Raw genomic sequence first — 15,023 nt, forward strand, 5'->3', positions numbered from 1 at the left:
CATGAGCTACCAGCACAAGTACGTCGACGGCACCAACATCCACTTTCCCCTGGGCAAAGTGGTGTGCATCGGGCGTAACTACGCCGAACATGCCAAGGAACTGGACAACCCGGTGCCCACCGAACCGTTGCTGTTCATCAAACCGGGTAGCTGCGTGGTCGCGCTGGAAGGCGGTTTCGCCATCCCGACCGACCGCGGTTCGGTGCACTACGAGGCGGAAATCGCGGTGTTGATCGGCAAGCCCCTGTCGAACAAACCCAGCCGTGAAGAAGTACTGGACGCCATTTCCGGCTTCGCGCCGGCCCTGGATTTGACCTTGCGCGACAAACAGGCCGAGCTGAAAGCCAAGGGCCTGCCCTGGGAAATCGCCAAATCGTTCGATGGCGCGGCGGTGATTGCACCGTTCGTGGTCGGCAGCACGTTCCCGGATGTGACCGATATCGGTATTCGCCTGACCATCAATGGCGAAGTGCGCCAGGACGGCAACAGCTCGCAGATGCTCAACCCGATTATCCCGATGATCCAGCACATGGCTGGCTGCTTCTCGCTGCAGGCCGGTGACGTGATTCTCACCGGCACCCCGGCCGGTGTGGGGCCGCTGAATGTGGGGGATGAGCTGGTGCTGGAGTTGACGGGTGTGAGCCGTTTCGAAAGCAGCGTTCGCTAAAGACGGCATGCCTTCAAATGTGGGAGCTGGCTTGCCTGCGATAGCATCACCTCAGTGTCACTGACACACCGAGGTGCCTGCATCGCAGGCAAGCCAGCTCCCACATTGGTCTGAGTGGTCCGAAACATCTGGCTTTTGCATTTTTTTCACACACCATCCGGATAATCCACAGCCTCCTGCGCGCGGGCCCGCTGATCCTGTGCTATCACCTAACGCTGACTTTCCGGAAAAGCGCTCAATGGCCGTGACTTTGCCCTCCGCTGCACCCAAGCCCCGTTCCCGTTTTGCCCTGCGCTGGTATTCCTGGCTGTTCCTCGCCGGGGCGATTGTGTATGGCGTTGCCTGGCTCATGCATTGGGATGATCGTGGCGTACTGTGGGTGGCGGAACGCTTTGAAACGCCGGCTGAGCAGCAGGCCAGCGTCTGGCTGCCGGACTACCATGCGGTCATCGACGGCAAGTTACTGCCCGGCATGGAGAAGGATGAGGCTTCGGATCTTTCCTACAATCCGCAGACCAAAACCCTGTTTTCCGTGATGGGCAAAAACCCGTTCCTGGTTGAGTTGAGCCTGCAAGGCGATGTGCTGCGCAAGATGCCACTCAACGGCTGGAACAACCCGGAAGGCCTGACGATGATGGAGAACGGCTTGATGGCCATTGTCGATGAGCGCATGCACACGCTCACCGTGGTGAAAGTCGATGCCGGCACCCAGCAACTGAATATCGCTGACTTCAAGAGCTACGACCTGGGCCCGTCCAAGGATCAGAACAAAGCCTTCGAAGGCATCACCTGGGACAAGCGCAATCAACAGATCGTGCTGGGCGAGGAGCGGCCACCGGCGCTGTTCACCTGGAAGAGCGATGGCGCCACGCTGACGGGCGACAAGCAAAAACTCGCCAGCACCGAGCTGGACATGCGCAACCTTTCGGCCCTTGCCGTCGATCCGCGTACTGGCCACTTGCTGGCATTGTCGGCCGACTCCCACCTGTTGCTGGAGCTGGATGAAAAGGGCGAGCAAGTCAGCTTCATGACCTTGCTCGGCGGCTTCAACGGCCTCAAGCGCACCATTCCACGTGCCGAAGGCGTGACCATGGACGAGAGCGGCACGTTGTACATGGTCAGTGAGCCGAACCTGTTCTACCGTTTCGAGAAACAGAAATAACCCACGATTACGTCGGACATTTCCCCAATAGCGGCATTCGCCAGACATCCGGCAGCGTTTAAGTTTAAATTCAGACAGGCGTGATATTCATTCGCCACTTTTTGACTTCGAGCTGCCCTGATGCGTCGATTCGCCCGCCCCAAACCCGCGTTTTTTACTGTGCTGCTGATCGCCCTGGTGGCCGCTGGTGTGGTCGCACAGCAATTGCGTCTGTTCGAGCGCGCATGGTTTAACTGGCAGGCCTGGCGCCAGCCTGCCGATGAGCGCTCCATCGGCCTGGCCGATTATCGCGTCAGCCTGGAAGCCAAGGTGATCGAAGGCCTCGACGATGATGTCTCAGCCCTCACCTATGACCCGGTGCGCAAAAGCCTGTTTACCGTCACCAATAAAAACGCCGAGCTGGTTGAACTGTCCCTGGAGGGCAAGATTTTGCGGCGCATTCCACTGGTGGGCTTTGGCGATGCCGAAGCGGTGGAGTTCATCAGCGACAATATCTACGTGATCAGCGATGAGCGTCAGCAGCGGCTGATCAAAGTGCACGTGAACGACGACACCCAGTTCCTCGACGCCGCCGATGCGGAGCAGATGACATTGGGCGTACACATGGGCGGCAACAAGGGTTTCGAGGGCCTGGCCTACGACTCGGTCGGCAAGCGCCTGTTTGTGGCCAAGGAACGTGACCCGATGCTGATTTACGAGGTGCACGGTTTCCCTCATTTCAAGCCGGAAAAAACCTACTCGGTGCACGTCATCAACAACCCCAAGCGCGATGCCGGACTGTTTGTGCGCGATTTGTCGAGCTTGCAATACGACGAGCGCAGCGGCCATCTGCTGGCGCTGTCGGATGAGTCGTTTCTGGTGCTGGAGTTGGACATCGACGGTCGCCCGCTAAGCAGCCTTTCTCTGCTCAACGGGCGCCATGGCCTGCAAAAACGTGTGCCTCAGGCCGAGGGCATCGCCATGGACGACCAAGGCAGCTTGTACCTGGTCAGCGAGCCGAACCTGTTTTACGTGTTCAAGAAACCCTGATCAAAACATCCACTGCACACCCAGCGAATAGCCGGTCTGGCTGCCTTCGGCATGCCCCAGGCGGCTGTTTACCTCGGCGTAAACGCCCAGCTGCGGGGTGATCGCCAGCTGGCTGCCGATTTGGGCGCGGCCAAAGCTTTTGTCCACGGCACCCAGTTTGGCGGTGCGCGCCCGGCCGTCGGCGTGGGCGGTCAGTTGCAGGTCGTCGAGACGTCCGTCAGCCAATTCCTTGACCCAGGCGATGTCGCCGTAAGGCAGCAGGCTCAAGCCATACGGCAGGGCGACGGCACCGCGTACGCGCCAACCGAGGCTGGCTTCCAGGGAGTCGAAGGATTGCTCCTGGTACTCAAGCGCCGTGCGCAGGTTCTGTTTCTCGTGGAATTTATCGATGCGCGCGTGACTGTAATCCAGACCGGCAAACGGACCACTCTTGACCGCGCCGAAGTCGAAGTCATAGCCGCCCAGGACGCGCGCGCCCAAGGACAGAGCGTCGGTGTTGCCGCTCAGTTGCTGATTGAGCAAGATCGGGCCGCCATTGGCCTGGATCAACAGGTTGCGCTTGGAATCAAAGCGCGTACGCCCGACGCTCAGGTCGCCGGCCAGCCAGCTCGGCCCGCCGTCGTTGAGCAAGGCGTAGACCGCCGCCTGCCAGGTGTCGCTGTCGAGTTTGCCGCGGTGTTCGAGGGTGTCGCGCCCGTTGAGGTAGCTCAGGCTGGCGCCGATGTTCAGGCTGGACGTGAGTTGGTAGTCGCCCAGCGCATGCACGCCCAGGCGCCGCGCCTCGGGGTTGAGCGGGCTGTCGAAGCCGCTGTCCGGGCTGTATTCGCCATCCACGCCAATTTCGCCATCAAAGCTGCCGACCTCGCGGCTGGCGGACTGCAAGGTTAGCCAGCGCCGATCATGCAGCCGCACCATGGCCTGGTGCTGGCGCTGCAAATTGTCTTGCATGTTGCGCGCAACGGCGCCGCCCGAGGCGGTCGAGGCCATCAGGTCGGCGTTGGTCAACTCCAGCACCAGGCGGCTGAGCAGGCGCGAATAGTCACGCAGGCGCTGGTCGATGCGCGCCTGGCCGAAGGCATCGGTGAGCACGGCTTTGTTGTCCTCGGCCGGGTCATGCCAGGTGGAGCCACCCGGAATTTTCGGGTTGTTGGTCTGGGTGTAGCCGTCCAGGTCGCCCAGCTCCCAGTGGGTGGCTTCGATATACAGAATCGGGATGTTCAGCGGCTCGAACGGCTCGCCATCGCTGCAACAGCCGGTGCCCTTGGGGTATTGCGGGTCCAGGCCAGGGTTGGTGAACAGTGGGATGTTCAATTCCTTGGCGATCTGGAATGTGTGCTCGCGCAGCGAAGCCAGGGCGGGGTTGGCCGTGCTGTTCTGGCCGGCGTGGGCGTACATTATGTCGCCGGTGATCAGGCTGTCGAGGTTGATCATCGCCAGCATGTTCGCGCGCTGGCTGGCGCTGAGTGAGTCGACAAACGCCTTGGAGCCGCGCAGGCCTTCTTCTTCCGCGCCGAAGCCGACGATTTGCAGACCGTTTTCCAACTGCAGGCCGCCCAGGTTCTTCGCCACCTCCGTCAGCACGCTGGCGCCGGAACCATTGTCGTCCAGGCCTTGCAGGGTCGGGCGGCCGAAGTAGGTGTCAAAATGCGCGCCAATCACCACGTATTGCGCCGTGGTGCCGGCAGCGTAGGCCACCACGTTTTGCGAGGCGCGAGTGCCGTTGTTCCAGGTGAAGTTCTGGCGACTGAGGCTGTAGGCCGAGCCCATCTGGCTTTGCATCCAATCTGCTGCGCCGGCGAAATTGGCGGTGCCGCGATACCGGCCGGGGTAATCGTTGATCAGCTTTTCCAGGGTGGTGTTGGCGTGCTGGCTGTAATCGTAGGCCTGGGTATGTGTCGACAGCAGGCTGCCGACCACGCTGATCGCGAGGGCTAGGGGCTTTATCACAAGGTCGTCCTTGAGGTGTGGGGAAGGTCAAGCCCAGACCCATTGCACAATGCGCGCCTCATTCCTTGAGCGACTGCAAAGTGGCGCATTGTTAAACGCGTGGGTCGCCTGGCTGTAATTTGTAACGGATTTGATACTGAGGAAGGTACGACATACCGCGGGGTGGCGCACGATTTTGGCGAGGGGATGCAGCGAAAAGTAGCGTTTTTGTTACATAAATATCGAGGTCAGCACATAGCAAATGTGGGAGCGGGCTTGCTCGCGAAGACGGTGTGTCAGGCAACTGATCCAGCGACTGACATACCGCATTCGCGAGCAAGCCCGCTCCCACACAAACCCGGATCCCGCAGGGGGATTCGCGGTTTTTTAAGCTTTGAGGGTTTTCACGCCTTCAGAGGTGCCCAGCAGCAATACGTCCGCCGGACGCGCGGCGAACAACCCATTGGTCACCACGCCGACGATCGCATTGATCTGCGTCTCTAGCTCCACCGGGTTGGTGATCTGCATGTTGAACACATCAATGATGATGTTGCCGTTGTCGGTCAACACGCCTTCGCGGTACACCGGGTCGCCGCCCAGCTTGACCAGCTCGCGGGCCACGTGGCTGCGGGCCATCGGGATCACTTCCACCGGCAGCGGGAATGCGCCGAGGACCGGCACCAGCTTGCTGGCGTCGGCGATGCAGATAAAGGTCTTGGCCACGGCCGCGACGATCTTCTCGCGGGTCAGGGCGGCGCCGCCGCCTTTGATCAGGTTCAGGTGTTCGTCGCTTTCATCGGCGCCGTCAACATAGAACTCCAGGTCGCTCACGGTGTTGAGCTCGTACACCGGAATGCCATGGCCCTTGAGGCGTGCGGCGGTGGCTTCGGAGCTGGCCACGGCGCCGTCAAACGCGCCTTTGTGTTGGGCCAGCGCATCGATAAAGCAGTTGGCGGTGGAGCCGGTGCCGACACCGACGATGCTCTTGTCGTCGAGTTTAGGAAGGATTAAATCGACGGCGGCCTGGGCCACTGCCTGTTTGAGTTGATCCTGGGTCATGCGGGCTCCGGAACGGGCGGGGAGTTATCGAGGGCGGCGAGTATAACCCAACAAAACCTCGGGATTCGTGTGGTCGCCCGGCCAAAAGCCGGGTTAGACTCCTTGGCCCTGCCCAACCTGCTCAGTGATTCCCGCCGATGCTTGAACAGTACGTCAAAAAGATCCTCACCTCGCGCGTCTACGACGTTGCCGTAGAAACCCCCTTGCAGACCGCCCGCCAGCTCTCCGAGCGGCTGGGCAACAAGGTCTGGCTCAAGCGTGAAGACTTGCAGCCGGTGTTCTCGTTCAAGATTCGCGGCGCCTACAACAAGTTGACCCAACTGAGCAGCGAGGAACGTGCGCGCGGCGTGGTCACCGCGTCTGCCGGCAACCACGCCCAGGGCCTGGCCCTGGCGGCCAAGGTGCTGGGGGTCAAGGCCACCATCGTGATGCCCAAGACCACCCCGGAAATCAAAGTTGAAGGCGTGCGTTCGCGTGGCGGCAAAGTGGTGCTGCACGGCGATTCCTTCCCGGAAGCCCTGGCCTACTCGCTCAAACTGGTCGACGAAAAAGGCTACGTCTACATTCACCCCTACGATGATCCGCACACCATTGCCGGGCAGGGCACCGTGGCGATGGAGATTCTGCGTCAGCACCCTGGGCCGCTGGACGCGATTTTCGTACCGGTGGGCGGCGGCGGGCTGATCGCCGGTATTGCGGCGTACGTGAAATACCTGCGCCCTGAAATCAAGATCATCGGTGTCGAGCCGGATGACTCCAACTGCCTGCAGGCCGCCATGGCGGCGGGCGAGCGTGTGGTGCTGCCAACCGTCGGCATCTTCGCCGATGGCGTGGCGGTAGCACAGATCGGCCAGCACACCTTCGACATCTGCAAAGACTATGTGGACGAAGTGATCACCGTCAGCACCGATGAAATCTGCGCGGCGATCAAGGACATCTACGACGACACGCGCTCCATCACCGAGCCTGCTGGCGCGCTTGGCGTGGCGGGTATCAAGAAATACGTGGAAACGCGGGGCATCACCGGGCAAACCCTGGTGGCCATCGACTCCGGCGCCAACGTCAACTTCGACCGCCTGCGCCACGTGGCCGAACGCGCCGAGCTGGGTGAAGGCCGCGAAGCCATCATCGCGGTGACCATTCCCGAGCAACCGGGCAGCTTCAAGGCGTTCTGCGAGGCCGTGGGCAAGCGCCAGATCACCGAATTCAACTACCGCTACCACTCCGGCCGCGAGGCGCACATCTTCGTCGGCGTGCAGACGCACCCGGAAAACGACCCGCGCAGCGCGCTGATCGCCAGCCTCACCAGTCAGGGTTTCCCGGTGCTGGACCTGACCGAGAACGAACTGGCCAAGTTGCACATCCGCCACATGGTCGGCGGGCATGCGGCCAAAGTCAGCGATGAACTGGTGTTCCGTTTCGAGTTCCCGGAGCGTCCGGGCGCGCTGTTCAACTTTCTCAACAAACTGGGCGGGCGCTGGAACATCTCGATGTTCCACTACCGCAACCACGGCGCGGCCGATGGCCGTGTGGTCGCAGGCCTGCAAGTGCCGGCGGACGAGCGCCATCTGGTGCCGGCGGCCTTGGCGCAAATCGGCTACCCGTACTGGGATGAAAGCGAAAACCCGGCCTACCAGCTGTTCCTCGGTTAAGCGACTACGCTGACTGAGCGGCCTTCAAGGAATCAAGACCATGGAAACGCTGACCACCCTCAAGGTGATCCACATCACCGCCACTGTGTTACTGCTGCTCAGCGGCCTGGGCCTTGCGGTACTGGCCTGGCGCAAACGCAGCGTCGGTCCGACCGCTACCGTGCAACGTCCGTGGGCGTTTGTGTGGTTGCTGATGGGGGTGTGCATGGTCAGCATGCCGTTTACCGGCTGGTGGCTGGTGCATATGACCGGCTGGCCGCTGGGGCAAACCTGGATTCTGGACTCCAGCATCCTCTACACCGTGGCGGCGCTGGCCTGGTTCTGGCTGGTGGCGCGGCTTAATCGCCTGCGTAAAGGCGAGGGCGGTAGCCTGAATTTCACGTTGGTGCTGGCGGTGGTCAGCCTGGTGGGGTTTGTGGCGATTGCCGGGTTGATGGGTGCCAAGCCGGTTTAAGGCTTGAGACCGCGTCGGCTGCATCGGGGGCAAGCCCCCTCCCACATTTAACCGAGTAGATCCTTTGGAATGCGGTCGAGTGTGGGAGGGGGCTTGCCCCCGATAGGGCCATCAGCTACGCAGCGTAATCACCGGCCAGCCACGCTTCTGGGCCTCAGCCCGCAAATTCGGATCCGGGTCCACTGCCATCGGGTGGGTCACTTGCTCCAGCAACGGCAAATCGTTCATCGAGTCGCTGTAGAAGTAGCTGTCTTCCAGGCTGTACCCGGTTTCTTCCAGCCAACGATTCAGGCGCGTCACCTTGCCCTCACGGAAGCACGGCACATCGGTGCTGCGCCCGGTGTAGCGGCCATTTTCCATCTCGCATTCAGTGGCGATCAGGGTTTCAACGCCCAGGCGTGCGGCAATTGGTGCGGTGACGAAGCGGTTGGTGGCGGTGATGATCACCAGCTTATCGCCCGCAGCGCGGTGTTTGGCCAGCAGTTCCACGGCCTTGGGCAGCATGATCGGCTCGATGCAGTCGCGCATGTAATCGTTGTGCCACTCGTTCAACTGGGCCATCTCGGTGCGGCCGAGGATTTCCAGGCAGAAGTTCAGGTACTCGGCGTTATCCAGCGTGCCGGCCAGGTAGTCCTGGTAAAACTCGTCGTTGCGGGCCTTGTAGGCCACCGCGTCGAGAATCCCGCGTTCGCAGAGGTAATCGCCCCAGGCGTGATCGCTGTCACCGCCCAGAAGCGTGTTGTCCAAGTCGAATAAAGCCAGGCGCATTGCAGTTACTCGCTGAAAAGTCTGTAAAAAGGCGTCCAGAATACGGTCTTTTCACAAGAGTGCACATAAGGTAAGAAGCCTCGTTGCCGCTGGAACAACCTTTGTGGAACAATGCGGCGACATGCGTTTGCGAGGTTGTTGCCGTGATCGACCCCGATGGTTTCCGTCCTAATGTCGGGATTATTCTTACGAATGATGCCGGACAGGTGCTATGGGCTCGCCGAATCAACCAAGATGCCTGGCAGTTTCCTCAAGGTGGAATCAACCCCGACGAAACCCCTGAAGACGCCTTGTACCGTGAGTTGAATGAAGAAGTCGGCCTTGAGCGCGAAGATGTGCAAATTCTGGCCTGTACCCGGGGCTGGTTGCGCTATCGTTTGCCGCAACGCCTGGTGCGTACCCACAGCCAACCGCTGTGCATCGGCCAGAAGCAGAAATGGTTTCTCCTGCGCCTGATCTCCAACGAGCAGCGGGTGCGGATGGATTTGACCGGTAAACCGGAGTTCGATGGCTGGCGTTGGGTCAGCTATTGGTACCCGTTGGGCCAGGTGGTGACATTCAAGCGCGAGGTTTATCGTCGCGCTCTCAAAGAGCTTGCCCCGCGCCTTTTAGCGCGCGACTGACGACGGAGTTCGACCCCGAGCCATGCTCAATACGCTGCGCAAGATCGTCCAGGAAGTTAACTCCGCCAAGGATCTCAAGGCGGCGTTGGGGATTATTGTGTTGCGCGTCAAGGAAGCCATGGGCAGCCAGGTCTGCTCGGTTTACCTGCTGGACCCCGAGACCAACCGTTTTGTGCTGATGGCCACCGAGGGCCTGAACAAGCGCTCCATCGGCAAGGTCAGCATGGCGCCCAATGAAGGTCTGGTGGGCTTGGTGGGGACGCGTGAAGAACCCCTGAACCTCGAAAACGCGGCTGATCACCCGCGTTACCGCTACTTTGCCGAAACCGGCGAAGAGCGCTACGCCTCGTTCCTCGGCGCACCGATCATTCACCACCGCCGCGTTGTCGGCGTGTTGGTCATCCAGCAAAAAGAGCGTCGCCAGTTCGACGAAGGTGAAGAAGCCTTCCTCGTGACCATGAGCGCGCAGCTTGCCGGGGTTATTGCCCACGCCGAGGCGACGGGCTCGATTCGCGGCCTGGGCCGTCAGGGCAAGGGCATCCAGGAAGCCAAGTTCGTCGGCGTGCCGGGTTCGCCGGGTGCTGCCGTCGGTACGGCGGTGGTCATGCTGCCACCGGCCGACCTCGATGTGGTGCCGGACAAGACCGTCCACGACATCGACGCCGAAATCAAACTGTTCAAGACCGCCCTGGAAGGCGTGCGCGCCGACATGCGCAACCTGTCGACCAAGCTGGCCACGCAACTGCGCCCCGAAGAGCGCGCGCTGTTCGACGTGTACCAGATGATGCTCGACGACGCGTCGCTGGGTAATGAAGTCAAAACCGTGATCAAGACCGGCCAGTGGGCCCAGGGCGCGCTGCGCCAAGTGGTCACCGATCACGTCAACCGTTTCGAGTTGATGGACGACGCCTACCTGCGCGAGCGTGCCTCGGATGTGCGTGACCTTGGTCGCCGTCTGTTGGCCTACCTGCAGGAAGACCGCACCACCAACCTGGTCTACCCCGACGACACCATCCTGATCAGTGAAGAGCTGACCGCCACCATGCTCGGCGAAGTGCCGGAAGGCAAACTGGTGGGCCTGGTTTCGGTGCTGGGTTCGGGTAACTCCCACGTCGCGATCCTGGCCCGGGCCATGGGTATTCCGACGGTCATGGGCCTGGTGGACCTGCCGTATTCCAAGGTCGACGGCATCGACATGATCGTCGATGGCCATCGCGGCGAAGTCTTCACCAACCCCAGCGAGCTTTTGCGCAAGCAATACGCCGAGGTGGTGGAAGAAGAGAAACAACTGGCGCTGGGCCTGGATTCGCTGCGCGAACTGCCGTGCGTGACCCTCGACGGCCACCGCGTGCCGCTGCTGGTCAACACCGGCCTGCTCGCCGATGTGGCCCGCGCGCAACAGCGCGGCGCCGAAGGGGTAGGGCTGTACCGCACCGAAGTGCCGTTCATGATCAACCAACGGTTCCCGAGCGAGAAGGAGCAGCTGGCGATTTATCGCGAGCAACTGCAAGCCTTCCACCCGTTGCCGGTGACGATGCGCAGCCTGGACATCGGCGGCGATAAGTCACTGTCCTACTTCCCGATCAAGGAGGACAACCCCTTCCTTGGCTGGCGCGGCATTCGCGTGACCCTCGACCACCCTGAAATTTTCCTCGTACAGACCCGCGCCATGCTCAAGGCCAGCGAAGGCCTGAACAACCTGCGCATTCTGCTACCGATGATCTCCGGCACCCATGAGCTGGAAGAGGCTCTGCATTTGATTCACCGCGCCTGGGGCGAAGTCCGTGACGAAGGCGCCGACGTGCCGATGCCGCCGATTGGCGTGATGATCGAAATTCCGGCGGCGGTGTACCAGGCCAAAGAACTGGCGCGGCAGGTGGACTTCCTTTCGGTCGGCTCCAACGACTTGACCCAATACCTGCTGGCCGTGGACCGCAACAACCCGCGGGTGGCCGACCTCTACGACTACCTGCACCCAGCCGTGCTGCAAGCGCTGCAACACGTGGTGCGCGACGCCCATGCCGAAGGCAAGCCGGTGAGCATCTGCGGTGAAATGGCCGGCGACCCGGCCGCAGCGGTGCTGTTGATGGCGATGGGCTTTGACAGCTTGTCGATGAACGCCACCAACTTGCCGAAGGTGAAGTGGATGCTGCGCCAGGTGAACCTGAACATGGCCAAGGAATTGCTCGCCGAACTGATGACCATCGACAACCCGCAAGTTATCCACAGCTCGCTGCAGTTGGCGCTGAAGAACCTGGGGCTGACGCGGATGATCAACCCGGCTTCTGCAAAAACCCTCTAGACCGAGGGGCCTCCATTGCGGGCAAGCCCGGCTCCCACAGGGGAATGCATTCCACACTGTGGGAGCTGGCTTGCCTGCGATGAGGCCGGCCCAAGCGCCGCTAAATCCTGAGTTCTACCTCGCCCAGCCGACCACCCAGCGGCCCAAAGCTGCGCTCGACCATCTGCCGCGTCCCGTCGGCATTCACAATCAATGCCGTGCTCGCCCGCGTCCCATAACTGGGGCTGGCGATGAACACGCTCGACAGCAGACTTTCGGTCGCCAACCCCACGCCGGTGTCCGGCAAGTCCGCAAACGGCGCGGTTTGCGGGTCGCTCAAGATGTCCAGCAAAGCCTCCGGCTGCGGGTTTTCCAGTAATTCGCTAAACGCCGCCTTGGCCTTGAGCAGCTTCGGCCATGGCGTATCCAGCCCGGCGTTGGACAACCCATAAACCCCGGCCTTCAGTTGTGTCGGCGTAGTCTCATTGGCGTTGTAATGCCACAGCTCGTTCTGCGTGCCCACTAACAGGTTAAATCCGGAATATTCAATCGAACGGCCGTTAACGTCGGCTAAGTAGTCGTCAATTGACAGCGAACCGGCGAGGAATCGTGCCACCAGTTCCCCGCGTGACTTACGTGACGGCGGCTGGTGCGGGTCGCGGATATTGGTCAGGGCCGCAAAACGCCCCTCGGCGTTTACCCCCAACCAGGTGCCACCGGCTTCCTGGTCGCGGCCGGCGTAAATGTGCGGCGCATCCGGCCATTGGGCCAGCGGCAGGCTGGGGCGGGCGTAGAACTCATCACGGTTGGCCGCGACGATCAGCGGTTGGGCGTGGCCCGGCCGCCAGGCGAAAACTATCAGGCACATCAGGCGATCCCTTTTGTGTTTTCCCTCACTCTACCCACACAACGGCGGGCGTTCCATCGTATCGAAGTTGGGCCGCACGCCTTCCATCCGTTAACATGCGTGGCTATTGGGCGCGTGTGAACTTCTTAATTTGAAATAGCGGCTGTAACGCAGGCTTAATCGCACACCGGCATGGTCCGGTGCGTCATGACTAATGATTTAACGAGGAGTCGCAATGCTGCCTTACCCGCAGATCAACCCGGTGGCCGTGGCTATCGGTCCGCTGCAAATCCATTGGTACGGGTTGATGTACCTGATCGGCATCGGCGGTGCCTGGCTGCTGGCTTCCCGGCGCCTGAACCGTTTCGACCCGACCTGGACCAAGGAGAAGCTCTCCGACATGGTGTTCTGGATGTCGATGGGCGTAATTGTCGGCGGGCGGCTCGGGTATGTGCTGTTTTACGACCTGCCAGCCTATATCGCCAACCCGACGCTGATTTTCGAAGTGTGGAAGGGCGGCATGGCATTCCACGGTGGGTTTGTCGGCGTGATGATCGCCGCGTGGTGGTTTGGTCGTCGCAACGGCAAGTCGTTCTTCCAGCTGATGGACTTCGTCGCACCGTTCGTGCCGATTGGCCTGGGTGCCGGGCGGATCGGTAACTTCATCAACGCCGAGCTGTGGGGCAAGCCGACCGACGTGCCGTGGGCCATGGTGTTCCCGCCATTCAGCGACCCGGCGCAGTTGCCGCGCCATCCGTCGCAGCTCTACCAGTTCGCCCTGGAAGGTGTGGCACTGTTCCTGATTCTGTACATCTTCTCGCGCAAGCCACGCCCAACCATGGCCGTGTCGGGGATGTTCGCGCTGTTCTACGGGATCTTCCGCTTTATCGTCGAGTTCGTGCGTGTGCCGGATGCACAGCTGGGCTACCTGGCGTGGGGCTGGTTGACCATGGGCCAGATCCTCAGCATGCCGATGATTCTGGCGGGCCTGGGCCTGCTGTGGTGGGCTTACAACCGTCCGCAGGGCATCAAGAACGCCGCGCTTTAAATTCGAATGCCGAGGCTTTTGCGTAGCCTCGGCTTCAACGATACGGGTAAAAACATGAAGCAATATCTCGAACTACTGAACGACGTCGTGACCAATGGATTGACCAAGGGCGATCGCACCGGCACCGGCACCAAGGCTGTGTTCGCCCGTCAGTATCGGCATAACTTGGCCGACGGCTTCCCGCTGCTGACCACCAAGAAGCTTCATTTCAAGAGCATCGCCAACGAACTGATCTGGATGTTGAGTGGCAACACCAACATCAAGTGGCTCAACGAAAACGGCGTGAAAATCTGGGACGAATGGGCCACCGAAGACGGCGACCTGGGCCCGGTGTACGGCGAGCAGTGGACCGCCTGGCCGACCAAGGACGGCGGCAAGATCAACCAGATCGACTACATGGTCGACACGTTGAAGAACAACCCCAACAGCCGTCGCATCCTGTTCCACGGCTGGAACGTCGAATACCTGCCGGACGAAACCAAGAGCCCGCAGGAAAACGCGCGCAACGGCAAGCAAGCGCTGCCACCGTGCCACCTGCTGTACCAGGCGTTTGTGCATGACGGCCATCTGTCGATGCAGTTGTACATCCGCAGCTCCGACGTTTTTCTCGGCCTGCCGTACAACACCGCCGCGCTGGCGTTGCTGACCCACATGCTGGCCCAGCAATGCGACCTGATCCCGCACGAGATCATCGTCACCACTGGCGACACCCACGCGTACAGCAACCACATGGAACAGATCCGCACTCAGCTGGCGCGCACGCCGAAAAAGCTGCCGGAACTGGTGATCAAGCGCAAACCTGCGTCGATCTACGACTATAAGTTCGAAGACTTTGAAATCGTCGGCTACGACGCGGACCCAAGCATCAAGGCTGACGTGGCCATCTAAAGACTGTCTTGGTCTCAATGGATGGGATTGTGTGGGAGGGGGCTTGCCCCCGATAGCAGTGGTTCAGTCACCCGGTTAGTGACTGACAGACTGCCATCGGGGGCAAGCCCCCTCCCACATTAGAACCCTGTTCACTAGAGTTAATGGCCGTGGCTTCTGCCCACATGCGAAGGCTCCGCCTCGCTGGCTGCCACACTGCCGCTGACCTCCAGCCGCTGCAAAATCGCGCATTGATCCATTCCCGGCCCACCGCCGCAGCGTTGGCGCAGGTCCAGCAATTGCTCCTGTAACGCCAGCAGCCCATCGATCCGCGCTTTCACGTGGTGGATATGCTCATCAATCAACGCATTCACGCTTTCGCATTGGTCCTGAGGACTGTCGCGTAGTCCGAGCAGGCTGCGGATTTCTTCGAGGGTCATGTCCAGGCTGCGGCAGTTGCGGATAAAGATCAGCCGCTCGGTGTGCGCCTGGGTGTACACGCGGTAGTTGGCATCGGTGCGCGCCGGGGGCGGCAGCAAGCCTTCCTTCTCGTAATAACGGATGGTTTCCACCTGACAGTCGGTCAGTTTGGCCAATTCACCGATCTTCATCGCAGCAATCTCCAAATGGGTGCTTGACC

Annotated in this window: 14 protein-coding genes; 9 read left to right on the forward strand and 5 right to left on the reverse strand. The window is 60.9% G+C overall.

Features of this window, described 5'->3' with window-relative positions; genetic code table 11:
• Window position 1 precedes the first annotated feature (1 nt).
• The 3 genes from ACM530_RS11505 (at window position 2) to ACM530_RS11515 (ending at window position 2,858) form a co-directional block, all read left to right on the forward strand.
• A complete protein-coding gene (locus tag ACM530_RS11505) occupies window positions 2-667 on the forward strand; it encodes a fumarylacetoacetate hydrolase family protein (protein WP_404485753.1) in 666 nt (221 codons plus the stop codon).
• A 238-nt stretch (window positions 668-905) separates the two neighbouring features.
• A complete protein-coding gene (locus tag ACM530_RS11510; protein WP_416364799.1) occupies window positions 906-1,829 on the forward strand; it encodes an SdiA-regulated domain-containing protein in 924 nt (307 codons plus the stop codon).
• Window positions 1,830-1,949: 120 nt separating this feature from the next.
• Complete coding sequence (locus ACM530_RS11515; RefSeq protein ID WP_242199793.1) at window positions 1,950-2,858, forward strand: SdiA-regulated domain-containing protein; 909 nt, start codon at window positions 1,950-1,952, stop codon at window positions 2,856-2,858.
• Here ACM530_RS11515 and ACM530_RS11520 read toward each other — a convergent pair whose 3' ends face one another.
• Both ACM530_RS11520 and rpiA read right to left on the reverse strand, forming a co-directional pair.
• A complete protein-coding gene (locus tag ACM530_RS11520; RefSeq protein WP_416364800.1) occupies window positions 2,859-4,805 on the reverse strand; it encodes an autotransporter domain-containing protein in 1,947 nt (648 codons plus the stop codon).
• A gap of 366 nt (window positions 4,806-5,171) precedes the next feature.
• The gene (gene rpiA, locus ACM530_RS11525) at window positions 5,172-5,843 is read right to left on the reverse strand and encodes a ribose-5-phosphate isomerase RpiA (protein WP_005792336.1); all 672 of its coding nucleotides are present in this window, start codon (window positions 5,841-5,843) and stop codon (window positions 5,172-5,174) included.
• 137 nt (window positions 5,844-5,980) lie between these two features.
• Between rpiA and ilvA the strand changes: the two genes are divergently transcribed.
• Window positions 5,981-7,495 carry a threonine ammonia-lyase, biosynthetic gene (gene ilvA, locus ACM530_RS11530; RefSeq protein ID WP_145157825.1) on the forward strand — a complete coding sequence of 505 codons (1,515 nt, stop codon included), beginning with the start codon at window positions 5,981-5,983 and terminating at the stop codon, window positions 7,493-7,495.
• Window positions 7,496-7,535: 40 nt separating this feature from the next.
• Window positions 7,536-7,949, forward strand: a complete 414-nt coding sequence (locus ACM530_RS11535) for a DUF2269 family protein (RefSeq protein WP_416364801.1) — start codon at window positions 7,536-7,538, stop codon at window positions 7,947-7,949.
• 111 nt (window positions 7,950-8,060) lie between these two features.
• On the opposite strand, the gene ACM530_RS11540 is transcribed toward ACM530_RS11535, so the two are convergent.
• Window positions 8,061-8,717, reverse strand: a complete 657-nt coding sequence (locus ACM530_RS11540; protein WP_416364802.1) for an HAD family hydrolase — start codon at window positions 8,715-8,717, stop codon at window positions 8,061-8,063.
• 143 nt (window positions 8,718-8,860) lie between these two features.
• Between ACM530_RS11540 and ACM530_RS11545 the strand changes: the two genes are divergently transcribed.
• Both ACM530_RS11545 and ptsP read left to right on the forward strand, forming a co-directional pair.
• Window positions 8,861-9,340 carry an RNA pyrophosphohydrolase gene (locus tag ACM530_RS11545; protein WP_003176750.1) on the forward strand — a complete coding sequence of 160 codons (480 nt, stop codon included), beginning with the start codon at window positions 8,861-8,863 and terminating at the stop codon, window positions 9,338-9,340.
• A gap of 22 nt (window positions 9,341-9,362) precedes the next feature.
• Window positions 9,363-11,642: a phosphoenolpyruvate--protein phosphotransferase gene (gene ptsP, locus ACM530_RS11550; RefSeq protein ID WP_416364803.1), complete on the forward strand. Its 2,280-nt coding sequence runs from the start codon at window positions 9,363-9,365 to the stop codon at window positions 11,640-11,642.
• Between the two features lie 100 nt (window positions 11,643-11,742).
• Here ptsP and ACM530_RS11555 read toward each other — a convergent pair whose 3' ends face one another.
• Window positions 11,743-12,489: an NRDE family protein gene (locus ACM530_RS11555; RefSeq protein ID WP_416364804.1), complete on the reverse strand. Its 747-nt coding sequence runs from the start codon at window positions 12,487-12,489 to the stop codon at window positions 11,743-11,745.
• A gap of 214 nt (window positions 12,490-12,703) precedes the next feature.
• On the opposite strand from ACM530_RS11555, the gene lgt reads away from it, so the two are divergent.
• Window positions 12,704-13,516: a prolipoprotein diacylglyceryl transferase gene (gene lgt / locus ACM530_RS11560; protein WP_056857664.1), complete on the forward strand. Its 813-nt coding sequence runs from the start codon at window positions 12,704-12,706 to the stop codon at window positions 13,514-13,516.
• 54 nt (window positions 13,517-13,570) lie between these two features.
• Window positions 13,571-14,404 (forward strand): thymidylate synthase, encoded by an 834-nt coding sequence (locus tag ACM530_RS11565; RefSeq protein ID WP_106575719.1) that lies wholly within the window; start codon window positions 13,571-13,573, stop codon window positions 14,402-14,404.
• 140 nt (window positions 14,405-14,544) lie between these two features.
• Here ACM530_RS11565 and cadR read toward each other — a convergent pair whose 3' ends face one another.
• Complete coding sequence (gene cadR, locus ACM530_RS11570) at window positions 14,545-14,994, reverse strand: Cd(II)/Pb(II)-responsive transcriptional regulator (protein ID WP_145157813.1); 450 nt, start codon at window positions 14,992-14,994, stop codon at window positions 14,545-14,547.
• Window positions 14,995-15,023: the final 29 nt, after the last annotated feature.

The organism is Pseudomonas sp. NFX183 (assembly GCF_047943075.1).
In the GTDB taxonomy this organism is placed as follows: Bacteria; Pseudomonadota; Gammaproteobacteria; order Pseudomonadales; family Pseudomonadaceae; genus Aquipseudomonas.

Bases quoted from the DNA above. Each gene is read 5' to 3' on its own strand.
- ACM530_RS11510 (WP_416364799.1), top strand. From the start codon at position 906: ATGGCCGTGACTTTGCCCTCCGCTGCACCCAAGCCCCGTTCCCGTTTT.
- ilvA (WP_145157825.1), top strand. From the start codon at position 5,981: ATGCTTGAACAGTACGTCAAAAAGATCCTCACCTCGCGCGTCTACGAC.
- ptsP (WP_416364803.1), top strand. From the start codon at position 9,363: ATGCTCAATACGCTGCGCAAGATCGTCCAGGAAGTTAACTCCGCCAAG.
- ACM530_RS11555 (WP_416364804.1), bottom strand. From the start codon at position 12,489: ATGTGCCTGATAGTTTTCGCCTGGCGGCCGGGCCACGCCCAACCGCTG.
- ACM530_RS11540 (WP_416364802.1), bottom strand. From the start codon at position 8,717: ATGCGCCTGGCTTTATTCGACTTGGACAACACGCTTCTGGGCGGTGAC.
- ACM530_RS11515 (WP_242199793.1), top strand. From the start codon at position 1,950: ATGCGTCGATTCGCCCGCCCCAAACCCGCGTTTTTTACTGTGCTGCTG.
- rpiA (WP_005792336.1), bottom strand. From the start codon at position 5,843: ATGACCCAGGATCAACTCAAACAGGCAGTGGCCCAGGCCGCCGTCGAT.
- ACM530_RS11565 (WP_106575719.1), top strand. From the start codon at position 13,571: ATGAAGCAATATCTCGAACTACTGAACGACGTCGTGACCAATGGATTG.
- ACM530_RS11535 (WP_416364801.1), top strand. From the start codon at position 7,536: ATGGAAACGCTGACCACCCTCAAGGTGATCCACATCACCGCCACTGTG.
- ACM530_RS11505 (WP_404485753.1), top strand. From the start codon at position 2: ATGAGCTACCAGCACAAGTACGTCGACGGCACCAACATCCACTTTCCC.
- cadR (WP_145157813.1), bottom strand. From the start codon at position 14,994: ATGAAGATCGGTGAATTGGCCAAACTGACCGACTGTCAGGTGGAAACC.
- lgt (WP_056857664.1), top strand. From the start codon at position 12,704: ATGCTGCCTTACCCGCAGATCAACCCGGTGGCCGTGGCTATCGGTCCG.